Source organism: Paenibacillus mucilaginosus 3016 (assembly GCF_000250655.1).
GTDB lineage: Bacteria > Bacillota > Bacilli > Paenibacillales > NBRC-103111 > Paenibacillus_G > Paenibacillus_G mucilaginosus.
Genome location: NC_016935.1, coordinates 5,539,797 through 5,555,127, shown reverse-complemented (window position 1 = coordinate 5,555,127; position 15,331 = coordinate 5,539,797). Strand labels below are relative to the sequence as shown.

The following is a 15,331-nucleotide window of genomic DNA, read 5'->3' as shown; positions in this document are numbered from 1 at the left end:
GCAACCGTCCGAGTCAGGGGTGGAGCCGTACGAGTCAGAAACGGGGAGAAGCGATATGAATCATGCACGGAAGAGGGGCAGCGGAGCGGCTGCTCAGATCACACCGCAGGGCAAGCAGGCAGGAGCGGAGGCGTTCCGAACGGAGGCCTTGCCGGGGCCGGGGAAGCCCATCGCCGCGGAGAACGGCTCCAATCAGGGGACGCACGCTGCACCGGGAGCCGATGGGCGGCCCGGAGAACCGGTTGTGGATGGCCGGAGCGGGATGCGGCCGAGTCTGGGATTACCCCAGATCGTAGCCCTCTATCTCGGCTCGGTCATCGGCTCCGACATCCTGCTGATTCCCGGCCTGGCCGCGGAGCAGGCAGGACCTGCCTCGATCCTGGCCTGGCTGGCGATGTCAATCCTTGTCGTACCGATGGCCGTGACGATGGGCTGGCTGGCCGCCAGGCACCCGGGCCCCGGCGGCGTGTCCCACTTTGTCCGCCTGGCTTACGGGGCGCCTTACGGCAACCTTACGGGCTGGTTTTTCCTGCTCTCCGTCCCTCTCGGCGGACCGGTGCTTGCCGTGACCGGAGCCCGGTATCTGGCCGTGCTCCTGCACTGGAACGCAGAGCAGGTATACCTGACGGCGGCCGTGATCGTGCTGCTGCCGCTGCTGCTGAACGTCTACGGGCTGCATCTGGCCGGCCGGCTTCAGACGGTGGTCGTCGCGGTGATCCTGGGCGTCCTTGTGCTGTCGGTCACCGCTGCCGTCCCCCATGTCGACACAGCCCGTCTGACGCCCTTCATGCCTCACGGCCCGCTGAGCGTGGTGCAGGCGGCAGGGCTGATGTTCTGGTGCTTCATCGGCTGGGAAGCGGTGACCCACCTATCGGGCGAATTCGTCGATCCGCGGCGGAACGCGGTGCGCGGCATCCTGTGGAGCGCGGGAATCGTGGCTCTCGTCTACCTTGCCGTGGCCTTCACGACCGTGGCCACCGGCAGCTACGGCGGGGAGAACTCGGCGGCCTCCCTCAGCTTGATGGTCCAGCGCTCGCTGGGGGCAGCGGGAGGGTGGGCCGTCGTGGTGGCCGCTTTGTTCATCTGCCTCGCGGCGCACAACGCTTACTCCAGCGCCGCATCACGAACCGCCTATGCCCTGGCGCAGGAAGGGGCCGCGCCCAAGTGGCTCGGGGCCCTGCATCCCCGGTACGGCACGCCCGTCGGCGGGCTGCTCTTCATTGCGGCGGGCAGTATGGCCGCGCTGCTTCTGCTGTACAGCGAAGCCGTGTCGCTGGCGGAGCTGATCGCGCTGCCGAACGCCGCCTTCATCGCCACGTACATCGGCGGCTGTATGGCCGGCGTGCGGCTGCTCCGGGACGGCCGCTGGGGCCGCCGGTGCGCAGGGCTCTCGCTGGCGGCGGTGCTGGCCCTGTACCCGTTCCTCGGCTGGCCTGCGCTGTTTCCGGCCGGGGCGGCCGCGATTCTCTTTCTGCGGCAGGTCCGCCGGCGGAATGCCAATCAGGTGTGAAGGTAAGGGATGGAAGGGATGAACGCATGTGCGTATATGCAGGTGCGTTCTTTTTTTTGACGGAGGGGAACTGACGTTTCGGTGTGTGGATGCTATAATGGGGTGGCTATCGGTACATATTGATCTGATCAGAGAGGTTGCAAGGCATGCATCAACGGATAGATTTTTTCGCAAGCAAAAAAGAGGAGCTCGGGGTCTCCCTGAACGAGGTGCAGAAGCAGGCCGTCCGGGAGACGGAGGGGCCGCTCCTTCTGCTCGCTTCGCCGGGCTCCGGCAAGACGACGACGATCATCATGCGCATCGGCTATCTCATCGAACGGATGGGTGTCGAGCCTTCGAGAATCAAAGCGGTCACCTTCAGCCGGGCATCTGCGGCGGATATGAAGGAGCGCTTCGCGCGGTTTTTTCCGGGACTTGAGCCCGTCAAATTTTCGACGATCCACAGCCTGGCCTTTCAGGTGCTGAGGGAGCATTTTTACAAGACAAGAACGCCGTATCATCTGATCGAGGGCCAGGTGGAGCTTGAGGAAGAGACGGAAGGGGACGGCGCCCAGCCGGCGGATCAGCTTCCGCTGCACAAGAAGTTCATCCTGCGCCACCTGTTCAAGACGATCGCGGGGGAGAACATCACCGACGAGCAGATGGAGGAGCTGACGACCTATATCTCGCTGGTCAAGAACAAGATGATCCCGCCGGAGCGGTGGGATTCGGTGAAGACCGACGTTCCGCAGGCTCACCGCGTGCTGATCGCCTACGAGGAATACAAGCGCGCCGGCAGCGGCAAGGGGCTGCTCGTCGACTTCGACGACATGCTGACCATCGGCAATGAGATTCTGGAGCGGGACCGGGAGCTGCTGCGGCGCTACCAGCGAAGATACGATTATGTGCTCACCGACGAGAGCCAGGATACGTCCCTGGTGCAGCATGCGATCATCGAGAAGCTGGTGCGCGAGCACGGGAACCTGTGCGTGGTCGCCGACGACGACCAGTCGATCTACAGCTGGCGGGGAGCGGACCCGTCCTATCTCCTGAACTTCAAGGACGCTTACCCTGCGGCCCTCACGCTGTTCATGGAACAGAATTACCGGTCGAGCCGGGACATCGTCGACGTGGCGAACCGGTTCATCAAGCGCAACAAGAACCGCTATGAGAAGAACATGTTCACCCGCAACCCGCGCAGCGCCCCGGCACAGATCCGCTCCTTCGCGGATTACAAGAGCCAGGCGAAGTACCTGGTGGAGGAGATCCGGGGGATCGCTGAGCTGGGTGAGGTCGCAGTGCTGTACCGCAACAACTCGTCCTCGATCGCGTTGATCAACGAGTTCGACCGGGCTGGCATTCCCTTCTTCATGAAGGATACCGATAACCGGTTCTTTTCCCACTGGGTGGTGGAGGACGTCCTGAACTTCATGCGCATGTCGTTCACCGACAAGCGGGCCGACCTGCTCGAGACGATCCATACCAAATGCGCCGGCTACATCACCAAGGGACAGATGACGCAGCTCCTGGGGATCGGCAACCAGGAGTCCGTGTTCGACAACCTGCTGAAGCATGTTCCCCTGAAGGAGTATCAGGTGAAGCAGATCGAGCTCCTGAGGGATAACTTCCGGCGGATGCACGGCATGGCGCCGAAGGACGCAATCCGCCATATCCGCGGCAAGCTCGGCTACGAGAAGGCGCTCGACCGGCTGTGCGAGCGGCTCGGGTTCCGCAAGGAGCATCTGCTCGGGATTCTTAATACGCTGGAGGAGATCGCGGACACCCTGGCGACGATGGAGGAATTCGCCGCGCGGCTGAAGCATCTCGAAGGCGTCCTCAAGAGCTCGAAGCATAAGAAGGGGCAGAACGTCGTCACGTTCTCCACCCTGCACAGCGCAAAGGGACTCGAGTTCGAGCGGGTGTACATGATCGACCTGATCGACGGGATCATTCCTTCTTCGGACGACAAGCAGGGAGCGATGGCGGAAGAAGCCGCGCTGTCCATGGAGGAAGCGGTACGGCTCTTCTATGTCGGCATGACACGGGCGAAGCGGCACCTGGAGCTGCTCACCTACAAGATGCGGGACGGGGAAAAGGTGCAGGAATCACCGTTCGTAACCGACGTCCGGCAGCTTCTGAATCCCGGCAAGCCGGCGGTGCGGCCGGAGCCGGGAAGACCGGCAGCCGCGGTGACGTCCGGCCGCGTGCCGGCCGCTGCCCAAGCCGGCGCTGGCCGGGCGGCGGCTTCCGGCAAATCGGCGTCCCCCGCCCGCAAGAAGAACCCGAACGCGGTCCGCCAAGCTGCAGACCTGGCCGCAGGCCGGGATGTGCTGCATCCCGTCTTCGGCTCCGGCACGATCGTGAAGCTGGCGGGGGAGCGGATTCACATCCGCTTCGGCACGACCGACAAAGTGCTGTCGGTGGCGACCTGCCTGGAGATGGGTCTGCTTGAACTGGAGAAGTCCTGAATGAAGGTTCGGCCTTCCCGCTGCCCTTGGGCAGGGAAGGTAGTATGGGGCTCTTTTACCGACTTCCGTAAGGAAGCGGTAGAAGAGCCCTTTTTGCTTTTGGTTTAGGGTTTTGGTTGTGACTTGGCTTTTAAGGATATATGGTTTTGGCAGTGACCGGTTGTGCGAAGCCAAGCGGAAATGGGGTCTTCTATACCCAGCGAGGATATATGGTTTTGACAGTGACCTTTGTGCGAAGCACAACGGAACGCAAAACCATATATCCGAGCGTTCCGATAAAATTTATTGACTTAAATGGAAATTCGGATATCATAAAGAGTACAGACAAGGAACAGCGGATTTACTCATGCGAGGGGGACAAGTAAATGACGATGAAGAGAGTGGCGATCATCGGGGGAAGCCAAACGGGTACGTTCAAGAAACTGGGCGAGAAGCGCGGGCTGCTCGTGGAGCATCACAACGGGAAGACCGGCGGCGGCCCCGTCGACGAGTATTTCCAGCGGATCATTAATAAAGCCGACGTGATCATTGTCCTCCGCGGGGCGATCAAGCATACCTCCATGTGGGCGGTCCGGGAGCTGGCCGAGAAGAAAGGCAAGAAGATCGACTATCATGACGGCTTTGGCGCATCGGGCGCATTGGAGAAGGCGCTGCAGCTGGTGTAACCTCCAGCGGTTCTGTAGAGTCGGGAAAGCAGGTGAACCCCATACTTCAGCAAGGGGAAAGAGGATAGACCCCCATCCGTACCGGGTGAGGGTCTATTTGGCATGAAAACGGCTGTATTCCACCGGTCTAAGACTTCTTGAATCATCCAAGAAAGAGCGGATCAGGATAAGCCTCGCTCCCATAGGAAATCCTAGAAAGAAGAAAGTGAGGCATTCGGAAAACGGGGGGATTCATTCGTGATCAAGACAGTATGGCTGGGACTGCTGCTGGCCTTGAATCCGGCCGCGGACCAGACGGCTACACAGCCTGTGGATGTGGCGGATTACTATGGAACCAATCCGACGCTCGGGGATACGAGCTTCGCCAAGACGGTATCCCCCCATGCAGGCGTTCCGCAGTTCCGGGTTCAGGGCGCGAATCCACAGCAGCAGGCCGATCTGACGGACGGCCGCTGGGGAGACCCCGGGGATGTTCCGGTTTATCGGCCAGCCGTCGCCCCAGCTAATGAAAACCAAGGTTCCCATTGGCTGGGGCTCGCCGGCCTGCTGGGCCTGCTTGGACTCCGGCGCGGCAGGGCAAAGCGGCCGGCATCGCCAACGGAAGAGGGGTAAGCTGGCTTGTTCCGACCAAATAGATCCGCCCTGCCAGGTCAGCAGGGCGGATTTTTTGTTTGAAATATAAGAATATATATCCCATCAAGCCACAGAGCAACAACCCTTGAAGACGCGACCCAATCCAAACAGCCCTCGAGAGGGCCGGTCTGATCCTACTGCAGTTTCATCGTCAGTTCGTCCGAGAAGGAAACACAGTTCTTCCCGGCCCGCTTGGAACGGTACAGGCATTCGTCTGCGATTCTCAGGATCTGGCCCGCGTTCTCGTCCTGATCCGGATAGAATGCGGCGCCGATGCTGCAGCCGATGGAGATGCGGTTGTAATCGACAAGGAACGGCTTGTTGAGCAGGGCAATGATCTCCTCGGCCGCACGCTTCGTTTCCTCGAAAGCCGATTCCTTGGGGAAGCGCAGGATATGCAGGAACTCGTCCCCTCCGAGCCTTACCGTGATATTGCCTGCCTGTTGCAGGGAAATCAGCCGCTTGGCGACCTTCTGCAGCAGGATGTCCCCGGTATGGTGGCCCAGCGTGTCATTCACCTTTTTGAAGCCGTCCAGATCGAGGTACAGAAATGCGAGGGTCTCCGTCCTTGGTTCCACCTCTTCCAGTGTGGTCTCCAGGTAGCTCTCAAGGGCGACACGGTTCGGAAGACCCGTCAACGGGTCGAAGTGGGCGAGGTTCTTCATGTCGCCAAGCTCATTTTCCGTCCGTGCAAGGGACTCCACCAGGCTGCGCAGGGAGCGGGACAGGATGTACATCTCCCGGAATCCGCGGTTCTCCGGCAGCTCGGCGGCCTCACCGGTGCGCAGGCGGTCGGCCGCCTCGGTCAGGCTGTTGATCGGCCGCGTAATCCGTGCGGCCAGGAACCAGCCGATGACGGCGAAGAGCATGGCGGCCAGGGTGCCCGCCAGGGCAAAATCCGACCGGAGCCCGGCCACTCTCGCGAAGGCGGCCGACTCCGGCTGCCGGACGAGCACGGTCCAACCCAGCCCCTCATAGGACAGGTAGCCGTCCCCATAGGCATAGCCGGTCAGGTACGAGCGGCCATCCGGCCAGGCTGCGAGCTCCCAGCCGCTGCCGCCGGCCTGGGCTCGATTCACGCTGTCGATCTCCAGCGGCTTCCCGACCATGTCCTCAGGGCCGAGCAGCACGGTGTGATCCGTGCGGCTCACAATGAAGAGCTCGAGGTTCTCGCTGCGGTGCAGCTGCGGCTCGAGGATCGTCCGCTGCACCTCCCTGGACCATTCCCAGCTCATGTGGGCGGCGAGAACACCGATCGTACGGCCGCCGTGATCCTTGACGGGAAGGGAGATGTCGACGAACTGCAGCGGCTCTCCCGTCGGATTCGGCAGCAGTTTTGCGAGCAGTACGGCTTCATGCACATCTCCGATGAAGCGGCCTTTAATGCCTTCCTTGAATACGGGCCGGGAGGCGATATTGGTGCCGACGAGAATGCCGTCCGTTGCCGCGAGCACCTGGCCCTCGGTATTCATAAAGCCGACCCACGAAAAGGAGGGAAAGCTGGTCTGGAGCTGGTCCAGCGCCGTCTGGACGCCGGGGATGTCCCCGCCCTGCTTGAAGATGTCCAGCGTGGTGAGAATCTCCATCTCGCCGGCTCTCGACCACATGAAATTGTCCAGCTTGTCGGACATCTGATAAGCGGTGCCGGCCAGCGAATGGCCGATCTCCTTCTTGATTTCATTTGTGGAATGCCGGGTGAAGAGGACTCCGAGCAAGCTGGTCAGCAGGATGACAATGCCTGTAATAGTCAGGATGAGCAGGGTGCGAAGTTTGATCATGAAGACCTCCGTAAAAAGATGCTGTTGCGCTCCCGGCCCGCTTACCGGATACCGAAGAGCAATCTATACTTAATTTATCGTTGTTTGCCTTCCCGAAGATTAGCGAATCAGAGGCCGCTTGCACCGGGTAATAGAGAGTAACAACCGCAGCGGGAAAGGGGGCAATCGCATGTGCGGACGGTTTACACTGACCGTCTCCCCGGAAGCGATTCTGGAGCAGTTTGACCTGCCGGGGGGACTCGAGGAGTATCATCCGAGGTATAATGTGGCGCCCGGCCAGCAGGTGTGGGCGATTGTGCACGACGGGGAAGCGAAAAGGATCAGGCAGCTCCACTGGGGACTGGTCCCGTTCTGGGCGAAGGACCCGAAGATCGGGTACCGTACGTTCAATGCCAGGTCGGAGACCGCAGCCAAGAAGGCGGCCTTCCGGGAGCCCATGAAGCATTCGCGCTGTCTGATCGTCGCCGACGGGTTCCTCGAGTGGCGGGTGCGGAGCGGGAAGGCGAAGCAGCCGGTGCGTTTCAGGCTGAAGAGCCGGGAGGTCTACGGCTTCGCCGGCCTGTGGGAGACCTGGAGAGGGAAGGATGGAACGGAGATGGCCACCTGCACGATTCTCACGACGCAGCCCAATGAGATCGTGAGGGAGGTGCACGACCGGATGCCGGTCATTCTTCCGCGCGAAGCGGAACGGCTGTGGCTCGACCCGGGCGTGGAGGATCCGGGGCATCTGCAGGGACTGCTGCAGCCTTACCCGGCGGATGAGATGTATGCCTATGAGGTGTCGCCGCTCATCGGCAACGTAAGGAACGACTCGGCGGAGCTTCTCGAAGAGCTTAATTCGAAGTAAATACCAACAGCGGAAATACGGCATCCCCCTTCACAATCTGTAATATTTTGTCGATAAATAACTTCAAAAGGGGGGAAGGGCATGCGGCCGTTGGTAAACGATATCGAGCTGTGTACGGCTCTTGTGTATCAAACAGAGATTCTGGTGTTTGCCGGCAGGGAATGGGTTCACCGGGGGAAGATCCTGGCGTTCACCGAGCATTCGGTGCAGATCGGAGAACGACGCTTCGATCGGGCCGGTTGTTCCTTCTGGATGCCACAAGAGACGGAAGAGGAAGAAGTCATCGCCGTTTGCGGGTAAGACCGCAGGCGGCGTTTTTTCTTATGTCCGCCTTTCCGTGGGTAATAGAAGAGGATACCGAAAATGGGATCCGTTACAGACGGGAGAGGAGAGTGCAGCATGTCCGCCAAAACAGACAAAGACCGCAGTTCGGCAGGCCGGGCCGAGGAGGCCGCCGTATCGCTCGGGCGGTTCCTGTTCGACAGCCTGAAGCGTGAGGGCGTCACCGAAATATTCGGTGTACCGGGCGACTACAACTTCACCTTGCTCGACGAGCTGGAGCGATGCGAGGGGATGCGCTTCATCGGCGGGCGCAATGAGCTTAACGCCGGTTATGCGGCAGACAGCTATGCGAGGCTCCGAGGCCTCGGCGCCCTGATCACCACGTTCGGCGTCGGCGAGATGAGCGCCGCGAACGCCGTGGCGGGAGCGTACAGCGAAAGCGTGCCCCTGGTGCATATCGTCGGTACGCCGAAATCGGCAGCCCAGCGGGAACGCCGCCTCATGCACCATTCGCTGCTGGACGGCGATTACGAAGTGTTTCGCCGGGCGTACGGGGAGATCACGGCCTATACGGCGGTGCTGACGCCGGAGAATGCGGCGGCCGAAATACCGAAGGCCATCCGGACCGCCAAGGAGAAGAAGAAGCCGGTCTACCTGGCCGTCGCCATCGATCTTGTGGACCGGCCGGTGGTGGTGCAGGCCCATGGGGAGCCGGAGCCGAAGCTTCAGCGCCGGACGGACCCTGCCGTGCTTGAGGCTGCATCGGCTCATGCAAAGCGCTTGCTGGGTGCAGCCGGCCGGGCGGTGATCCTGTCCGATCTGCCGGTGCAGCGGTTCGGTCTGGGGGAGCCGGTGCAGCGCCTGGCGGAAGCCCTGAACGTCCCGGCCGCTTCGACGATGCTCGGCAAGGGATCGTTCGACGAAGGGCATCCGAATTATATCGGCGTATATGGAGGCGAGTTCGGCAGCGAAGACGTACGCAGCATCGTGGAAGAGGCCGGCTGCCTGATTGCCGTGGGGCTCGTCCGGTCGGACGGCAATCTTGCGAACTTCACCGCGAAGCTGGACACGGCGCAGCTGATCGAGATTCAGCCGGATTCGGTCCGGATCGGCGAAGCGCTCTACCCGGGGATCCGGGCTGAAGAGATGCTTCGGGCGCTGGAGGAGTCGGGCTTCCGGGGCGGGGAGCTGCCGAGGGTCCGGCATCCGTACGATGAACCTGCTGGAGGCCCGGGGGACGCCGTTACGGCGAAGACGTATCTTCCCCGGTTTCAGCGGATGCTGAAAGAGGGGGACGTTGTCGTCGTTGAGACGGGCACGCTCGCCTACGGCATGTCGGAGGTCCGGCTGCCGAAGGGGGCGGCCTACATTCACCAGGGCGCCTGGCAGAGCATCGGGTATGCGCTGCCGGCCGCTTTCGGTGCCGCGGTCGCTGACCCGCAGCGGCGGATCGTGCTGTTCACCGGCGACGGGGCTCTGCAGCTGACGGTGCAGGAGATCAGCTCGATGCTGGCCTGCGGCGGCCGACTGATCCTGTTCGTGCTGAACAACCGGGGCTACACGATCGAGAAGTACCTGAATGTCCGAACGGAGAGGCAGCCTTACAACGACATTCCGGAGTGGTCGTATACGCGGCTGGCCGAGGCGTTCGGCGGGGAGGCGTATACGGCCCGGGTCCGGACCAACGGGGAGCTGGATGCGGCGATGGCCGAAGCCGAGGCGCAGTGCGGCCGGCGGCTGTGCCTGATCGAACTCGTGCCGGAAGACCCTATGGACGCTCCCCCTTACCTGAAGCGCAAGAGGAGCTATCTGGAGGCGCAGGAAGCGCAGAGGGCGAAAGGGTAACAAATCGATATCAGTCAAAGTTTCCATATCGCTGGAAGGTGTTCCTTTGGTAGCATGGAAGCGATGCATTCCGAGTGTTCTGATCAAAGGAGACGTGTGCCATGAGTTCAAGCGGTATCATTGACATGGACGGCTTCCCGCTGGCGTACCGGATCGAGGGGGAAGGCCCCCCGGTCCTGATCGTCGGCAGCGAAACCTATTACCCGAGGCTGTTTTCGCAGGAGCTCCGAAAGAAGCTTCAGCTGATTTTTGTCGACCACCGCGCCTTCGTCAAGCCCTCCCGCAGCATCAAGCCGGAGGATTACACGCTGGAGCGGATTGTGCAGGATATGGAGGTGATCCGGACGACGCTGAAGCTCGGGCGCGTCACGGTGCTCGGCCATTCCGGCAGTGCCTTCATCGCGCTCGAGTATGCCAGGACCTATCCGGGGCATACCGCCACGGCGGTTCTGCTGAACTCGGCTCCGACGAACAGCGCGGAGCGCCAGCAGGGCAGCCTCAGGCATTTTGACGAGACGGCTTCCCCGGAGCGCAAAGCGAAGTTCGAGCGGGATATCGCCCTTCTTCCGGGGGATATTGAACGGGAGCCCGAACGGCGGTTCGCCCACGCATGCATCCGGATGGCCGCGCACAGCTTCTATGATCCGGGGGTGGATGCCGCCCCGATGTGGGCGGGCGTGTACACGAATATGGAGATCATCGATCATCTGTGGGGCCGGGTGTTCGCGGAGATCGATATGCTGGAGCGTCTGCATGAGGTGAAGGCCCCCGTCTGGATCGGTCTCGGCCGATACGATTACCTGGTCTCTCCGGTTTCGCTGTGGGATGGCATCGAGGAGCGCTGCTCCCATGTCAAAGTAACGGTGTTCGAGCACAGCGGCCATAATCCGATGTGGGAGGAGCCCGAAGTATTCGACCGGATGCTGACCGAGTGGGTGGATGGGAAGGAGTAGCATTCCAGCTTGATTTGAGCGCTTCCGCAGGAGGCGCTTTTTTTCTTTGGGGCATGGTATAATCAGGAAAAAAAGGCTTGGGAGGCGGCGGGATGCAGGCGGTATTCCATGAACGGGCTGTGCGGGTAGAGGAAGCCGAGATCCGGGCGGTGGCTTCGCGGCTCACGGCGATAGGAGAGCAGGAAGGGAATCCACACGGCGTCCAGGTTCGCCGTTTCGGCCGGGTGCATGCGTTTCTCGTCAAGGGAATCCCGGACCTTTATTTCAATTCGGTCAGGGGCCTCGGACTGGAGGAAGGAAGCGAGGAGCGGATCGATGAGATCCTGGACTTCTATGCGTGAGCATGGGGCGTCCTGCCGGTTCGACATCGTGCCCTTCGGGGCGCAGCCGGAGCTGCTGAGGAAGCTGGCGGAGCGCGGATACGGGCAGTACGGATTCCATACGGCCCTCTACGGCGCTGTTCCGGAGTTAGGCCTGCCCACGGACCCGCGGGACGGCCAAGTCATCGTCCGGCCGCTGCGCGAAGACGAGTTCGACCTGTACGCCGAGATCTACGCGGCTTCCTTCGGCATGCCGGCCTTCCTGCAGCCGGCCGTTGCCGCCAACAATCGCGTGCTGCACGGCCGCGCCGGGTGGCGTTTCTATCTCGCGCTGTACGGGGATGAGCCGGCCGCCATCGGTGGGCTCCATCTGGAGGACGGCATTCTGTGCGATTCTGACGATGGTGAAGCGGCTGGAGGAGGCGGCCCGGTCGGCGTGCGGTCTGCTTGTCGGACAAGCCGCCTTCGGCTCGGCCAGCCAGGCGAATATGGAGCGGATCGGCATGAAGGTCGCCTACACGAAATCGTTGTGGCGAAAGATCGATACCGGCAGGGGATGAGAGGGGAAGCCGCAGGCATGCGGCTTTTGGAAGGATGAGCCGTCAGCCCGGCCGCCGGCTCTGACGGCCGGGGGGATGTCGACGGGGACAGGGGGAGTGATCATGTCCTGGTCTCCCATGCCTTCGGGCGGCCAAGGGCGATGCCCGATCCAGCTGGAGGTGAAGCGGTTAACTTTTTTAGTTTCAGGGGAAGAAGCAATTGACTGCAACCGCTTGCGTAACATACACTAGGGGCATTTGAACACACCTGAGGAGCCTATATCATGAATACCGAATCACTGCCTACCTGGAAAAAACTAAGCCTGTTCGCCGTCACCTGGCCGATCTTCGTCGACTCCGTCCTGCGGATGATGCTCGGCACCGCGGATGTGTATATGCTCAGCCGGATCTCGGATGGGGTCACCGGAGCCGTCGGTCTCGCCAATGAAATCATCGTATTCTGTATTCTGATGTTCGGCTTTGTCGGGATCGGCACCAGTGTCGCCGTCGCCCAGTTCCTGGGTGCCGGGAGAGCCAGGGAAGCGAGCCGCATCTCGGCGCTGGCGATCACGGTCAACTTCATCTTCGGCCTGATCGTGAGCCTGACCCTGGTGGTCTTCGGCGAGGGGATCATGCGTCTGATGAATCTGCCGCCGGAGCAGACGGCCATCGCCAAGCAGTACTTGACGATCATCGGCTCCTTCATCTGGATCGAAGCCCTGTCGTACGCGATCTCCTCGATTATCCGGTCCAACGGCCAGACGAGGGATGTCATGTTCGTCACCCTCGGCGTGAACCTGATCCATGTCGCCGGCAATTACCTGCTGATCTTCGGCCACTTCGGATTTCCGGAGCTGGGGGTCACGGGAGCAGCCGTCTCGACGGCCGCCAGCCGGCTCATCGGTCTGGTGGTCCTGATCGTGATCCTGTACCGCCGCATCCCGTATCCGATCCGGCTGAAGGATTACATCACGTGGAACAGCACCTACCTGAAGCAGATCCTCTCGATCGGCCTGCCTTCCGCAGGGGAGCACCTGTCCTGGCAGTCCCAGCATATGATGATCGTCAGCTTCATTAATATCATCGGCACCGCCGCATTAAGCACCCATGTGTACGTTATGAACGTGTCCAACTATTTCATGGCGCTCGGTATGGCCATCGGGATGGGCACGGAGATTATCATCGGCCATATGATCGGGGCGGGGGAGACGAAGGCGGCCTATCACAAGCTGCTGCGAAGCCTGCGGTTCTGCTTCCTGCTGACCGCCGCCGTCGTAGGGTTCGCCTCCCTGTTCCGTGAGCAGCTCATGGGACTGTTCACCACGAATGCGGACATTATCGCCATGGGCTCGGGCATTCTCCTGCTCTCGGTCATTCTGGAGCCGGGCCGCACCTTCAACCTGGTGGTCATCAACTCGCTTCGCGCGGCGGGAGACGCCCGGTTCCCGGTTATGATGGGCGTACTCTCCATGTGGGGCGTCGCCGTGCCGCTGGCTTACCTGCTCGGGATCAAGCTCGGCATGGGCCTGCTGGGCGTCTGGATCGCCTTCACGGCGGACGAATGGCTGCGCGGCCTGATCATGCTCCTCCGCTGGAGAAGCCGGGCCTGGGAGAGCAAAGCTCTCGTGCAGCCCGCCGGTACGGCTCCCGCCGCTGCCGGGCAGGGCGCCTGATTCTTGAAGCACCACCCAAGGGCCGCTGGATTTCAGCGGTCTTTTTGCTTTTCTGCGGGGGCGCCGCTGCAGCCCAGTTGGGGTGCAGCACAGGCTGCGGTGTCAGCGCCGTACCCCCGAGTTGATTTCAAGGAACAAATTGCCTATAGTCGAGCATAGAACGAAGCGTCAAGCAGATGACGCGAACAGAATCTGACGATAGGAAGGGGGCGGCCGGACCATGCGTATTCAAGTGGAACTGTCGGTGGCGGGCCAGCCGGTGAAGACCGAAGAGCTCGTGATCGAGGAGACGAAGCTCGGCGAGCTCACGGACGAAGAGATTGAGCAGGCGATTGAGATCAAGATCCGCAGCTGGGCGGACCGGATGATCAGCATCGCCTGGGAAGTGGTGGACGAAGAGGGGGAATGAGCACCTTATAGTAGGAGAGCGAGACGAGACCCGACGATGGAGGAATGCGTACCGGAGCGGGCGCCTGGAATCCTGTGCGGGGGTGCCGGGGACCCGGGTCCTGTAAGGTGCCCGCCTCCGGTCCTATAGCATGCCGTCCGGCTTAAGGGTGGAGCACCGCTGCGCAGCAGATCCATTTCTCCCGCAAGGGGGAGAACCGCCCTCGCAGGATGGCCTTCCTTGGCTGTCCCGAACATCCTCTCTGATTCAGCGCGATCCCGTCATGGTAATGTAGGGGAAGGAAGTGCTTGAACAGGGGGGATGCCCATGTGGTACAGAGAGAATTTTTTTAAATATACGGTAGGGGCCATCCTGGTGCTCCTGGTTATTTTTCTGCTCGGCAAAATCGGTTATTTCTTCGCCCCGTTCCGGCAGATGTTCTCCGCGTTGTTCTTCCCGCTGCTGATCTCCGGTTTCCTATTCTATCTGCTCCGTCCCTTCGTGGATTACCTGGAGGGGAAGCGGCTGCCGCGCACGATGGCGATTCTTTTTATCTTTGCGATTCTGACGATGGTGATGTCCACGGCGGGCAGCTACCTCAGCACGACGATTCAGCAGCAGTTCGCCGACTTGGCGACCAATCTGCAGGAGAGCATTCAGGACGCGACGGAGAAGACGGATGACCTGCTGCAGGAGAACAATACGTTCTTCTCCATCCACGACATTGAACAGCGGGTCAGCGCGACGCTGCGTTCCCTGATCGAGTGGGCGCAGAACAATGTCGGGGGGATTGTCTCGGCTTTCGCCAGCGCGGCGACGACCTTGACGCTCGTTCCATTCATTCTTTTCTACTTTCTGAAGGACAGCACCAGCTTCCATACCCGCGTGGTCCGGCCTTTTCCCGACGAATACAAGAGCGAGCTGAGCAAAATGCTGCTCGAGATGGATTTCACCATCTCGGCGTATGTGAAGGGCCAGGCGCTGGTGGCCGCCTTCGTGGGCGTGTTCATCTACCTCGGCTATCTGCTCATTGGGCTTGATTTTGCCTTCATCCTGGCGCTGTTCGCCATGTTCACGAATGTCGTGCCCTTCCTCGGGCCTTTCATTGGAGCGATTCCCGCGCTGTTCATCGCCCTCACGGTCAGTCCCGTCATGGCGCTCAAGGCGGCGCTCGTCACCCTCGTGGTCCAGCAGATCGAAGGCAATGTGCTCCAGCCCAAGATCATGGGGGACAAGCTCGACATTCATCCGTTAACCGTCATCCTTCTCGTGGTCGCCGCGGGGTCCATCTCGGGCTTCGTCGGCCTGCTGATCGCTGTGCCCGTCTATGCCGTGGGTAAGATCATTCTGTTCAAAAGCTACCGCATCTACAAGTTCCACCATGCGAATCAGCTTGAGAAGCGGGAGCGGATGCTGCCATAGGCAGGGGACGCCGGAATCAGGAACAACGG

At 61.2% G+C, this 15,331-nt stretch carries 14 protein-coding genes; 13 read left to right on the top strand and 1 reads right to left on the bottom strand.

The window, feature by feature from the left end; all coding sequences use genetic code 11:
• Positions 1 to 55 precede the first annotated feature (55 nt).
• The 4 genes from PM3016_RS22615 to PM3016_RS22595 all read left to right on the top strand — a co-directional run bounded on the left by PM3016_RS22615 (position 56) and on the right by PM3016_RS22595 (position 5,234).
• Entirely contained in the window at positions 56 to 1,510 is a 1,455-nt protein-coding gene (locus PM3016_RS22615; protein WP_014371077.1) for an APC family permease, read from the top strand.
• A 146-nt stretch (positions 1,511 to 1,656) separates the two neighbouring features.
• Entirely contained in the window at positions 1,657 to 3,957 is a 2,301-nt protein-coding gene (locus PM3016_RS22610; RefSeq protein ID WP_014371076.1) for an ATP-dependent helicase, read from the top strand.
• Positions 3,958 to 4,322: 365 nt separating this feature from the next.
• Entirely contained in the window at positions 4,323 to 4,622 is a 300-nt protein-coding gene (locus PM3016_RS22600; protein ID WP_013918883.1) for a DUF2325 domain-containing protein, read from the top strand.
• Between the two features lie 237 nt (positions 4,623 to 4,859).
• Positions 4,860 to 5,234 (top strand): hypothetical protein, encoded by a 375-nt coding sequence (locus tag PM3016_RS22595; protein WP_014371075.1) that lies wholly within the window; start codon positions 4,860 to 4,862, stop codon positions 5,232 to 5,234.
• A 155-nt stretch (positions 5,235 to 5,389) separates the two neighbouring features.
• On the opposite strand, the gene PM3016_RS22590 is transcribed toward PM3016_RS22595, so the two are convergent.
• A complete protein-coding gene (locus tag PM3016_RS22590; RefSeq protein WP_014371074.1) occupies positions 5,390 to 7,033 on the bottom strand; it encodes a sensor domain-containing diguanylate cyclase in 1,644 nt (547 codons plus the stop codon).
• A gap of 169 nt (positions 7,034 to 7,202) precedes the next feature.
• Between PM3016_RS22590 and PM3016_RS22585 the strand changes: the two genes are divergently transcribed.
• The 9 genes from PM3016_RS22585 (at position 7,203) to PM3016_RS22550 (ending at position 15,302) form a co-directional block, all read left to right on the top strand.
• Positions 7,203 to 7,880 (top strand): SOS response-associated peptidase, encoded by a 678-nt coding sequence (locus tag PM3016_RS22585; protein WP_014371073.1) that lies wholly within the window; start codon positions 7,203 to 7,205, stop codon positions 7,878 to 7,880.
• Positions 7,881 to 7,961: 81 nt separating this feature from the next.
• Entirely contained in the window at positions 7,962 to 8,180 is a 219-nt protein-coding gene (locus PM3016_RS22580) for a hypothetical protein (protein WP_014371072.1), read from the top strand.
• 99 nt (positions 8,181 to 8,279) lie between these two features.
• Complete coding sequence (locus PM3016_RS22575) at positions 8,280 to 10,007, top strand: alpha-keto acid decarboxylase family protein (RefSeq protein ID WP_014371071.1); 1,728 nt, start codon at positions 8,280 to 8,282, stop codon at positions 10,005 to 10,007.
• A 101-nt stretch (positions 10,008 to 10,108) separates the two neighbouring features.
• Positions 10,109 to 10,960 carry an alpha/beta fold hydrolase gene (locus PM3016_RS22570; protein ID WP_014371070.1) on the top strand — a complete coding sequence of 284 codons (852 nt, stop codon included), beginning with the start codon at positions 10,109 to 10,111 and terminating at the stop codon, positions 10,958 to 10,960.
• Between the two features lie 92 nt (positions 10,961 to 11,052).
• Positions 11,053 to 11,301: a hypothetical protein gene (locus PM3016_RS40085; protein ID WP_238540295.1), complete on the top strand. Its 249-nt coding sequence runs from the start codon at positions 11,053 to 11,055 to the stop codon at positions 11,299 to 11,301.
• Entirely contained in the window at positions 11,276 to 11,878 is a 603-nt protein-coding gene (locus PM3016_RS22565) for a hypothetical protein (RefSeq protein ID WP_238540294.1), read from the top strand. The genes PM3016_RS40085 and PM3016_RS22565 overlap by 26 nt, the downstream gene beginning before the upstream one ends.
• Positions 11,879 to 12,103: 225 nt before the next feature.
• A complete protein-coding gene (locus PM3016_RS22560) occupies positions 12,104 to 13,492 on the top strand; it encodes an MATE family efflux transporter (RefSeq protein WP_014371069.1) in 1,389 nt (462 codons plus the stop codon).
• Between the two features lie 220 nt (positions 13,493 to 13,712).
• Entirely contained in the window at positions 13,713 to 13,901 is a 189-nt protein-coding gene (locus tag PM3016_RS22555; protein WP_013918874.1) for a hypothetical protein, read from the top strand.
• Positions 13,902 to 14,207: 306 nt separating this feature from the next.
• Positions 14,208 to 15,302 (top strand): AI-2E family transporter, encoded by a 1,095-nt coding sequence (locus PM3016_RS22550; RefSeq protein WP_013918871.1) that lies wholly within the window; start codon positions 14,208 to 14,210, stop codon positions 15,300 to 15,302.
• Positions 15,303 to 15,331 lie beyond the last annotated feature (29 nt).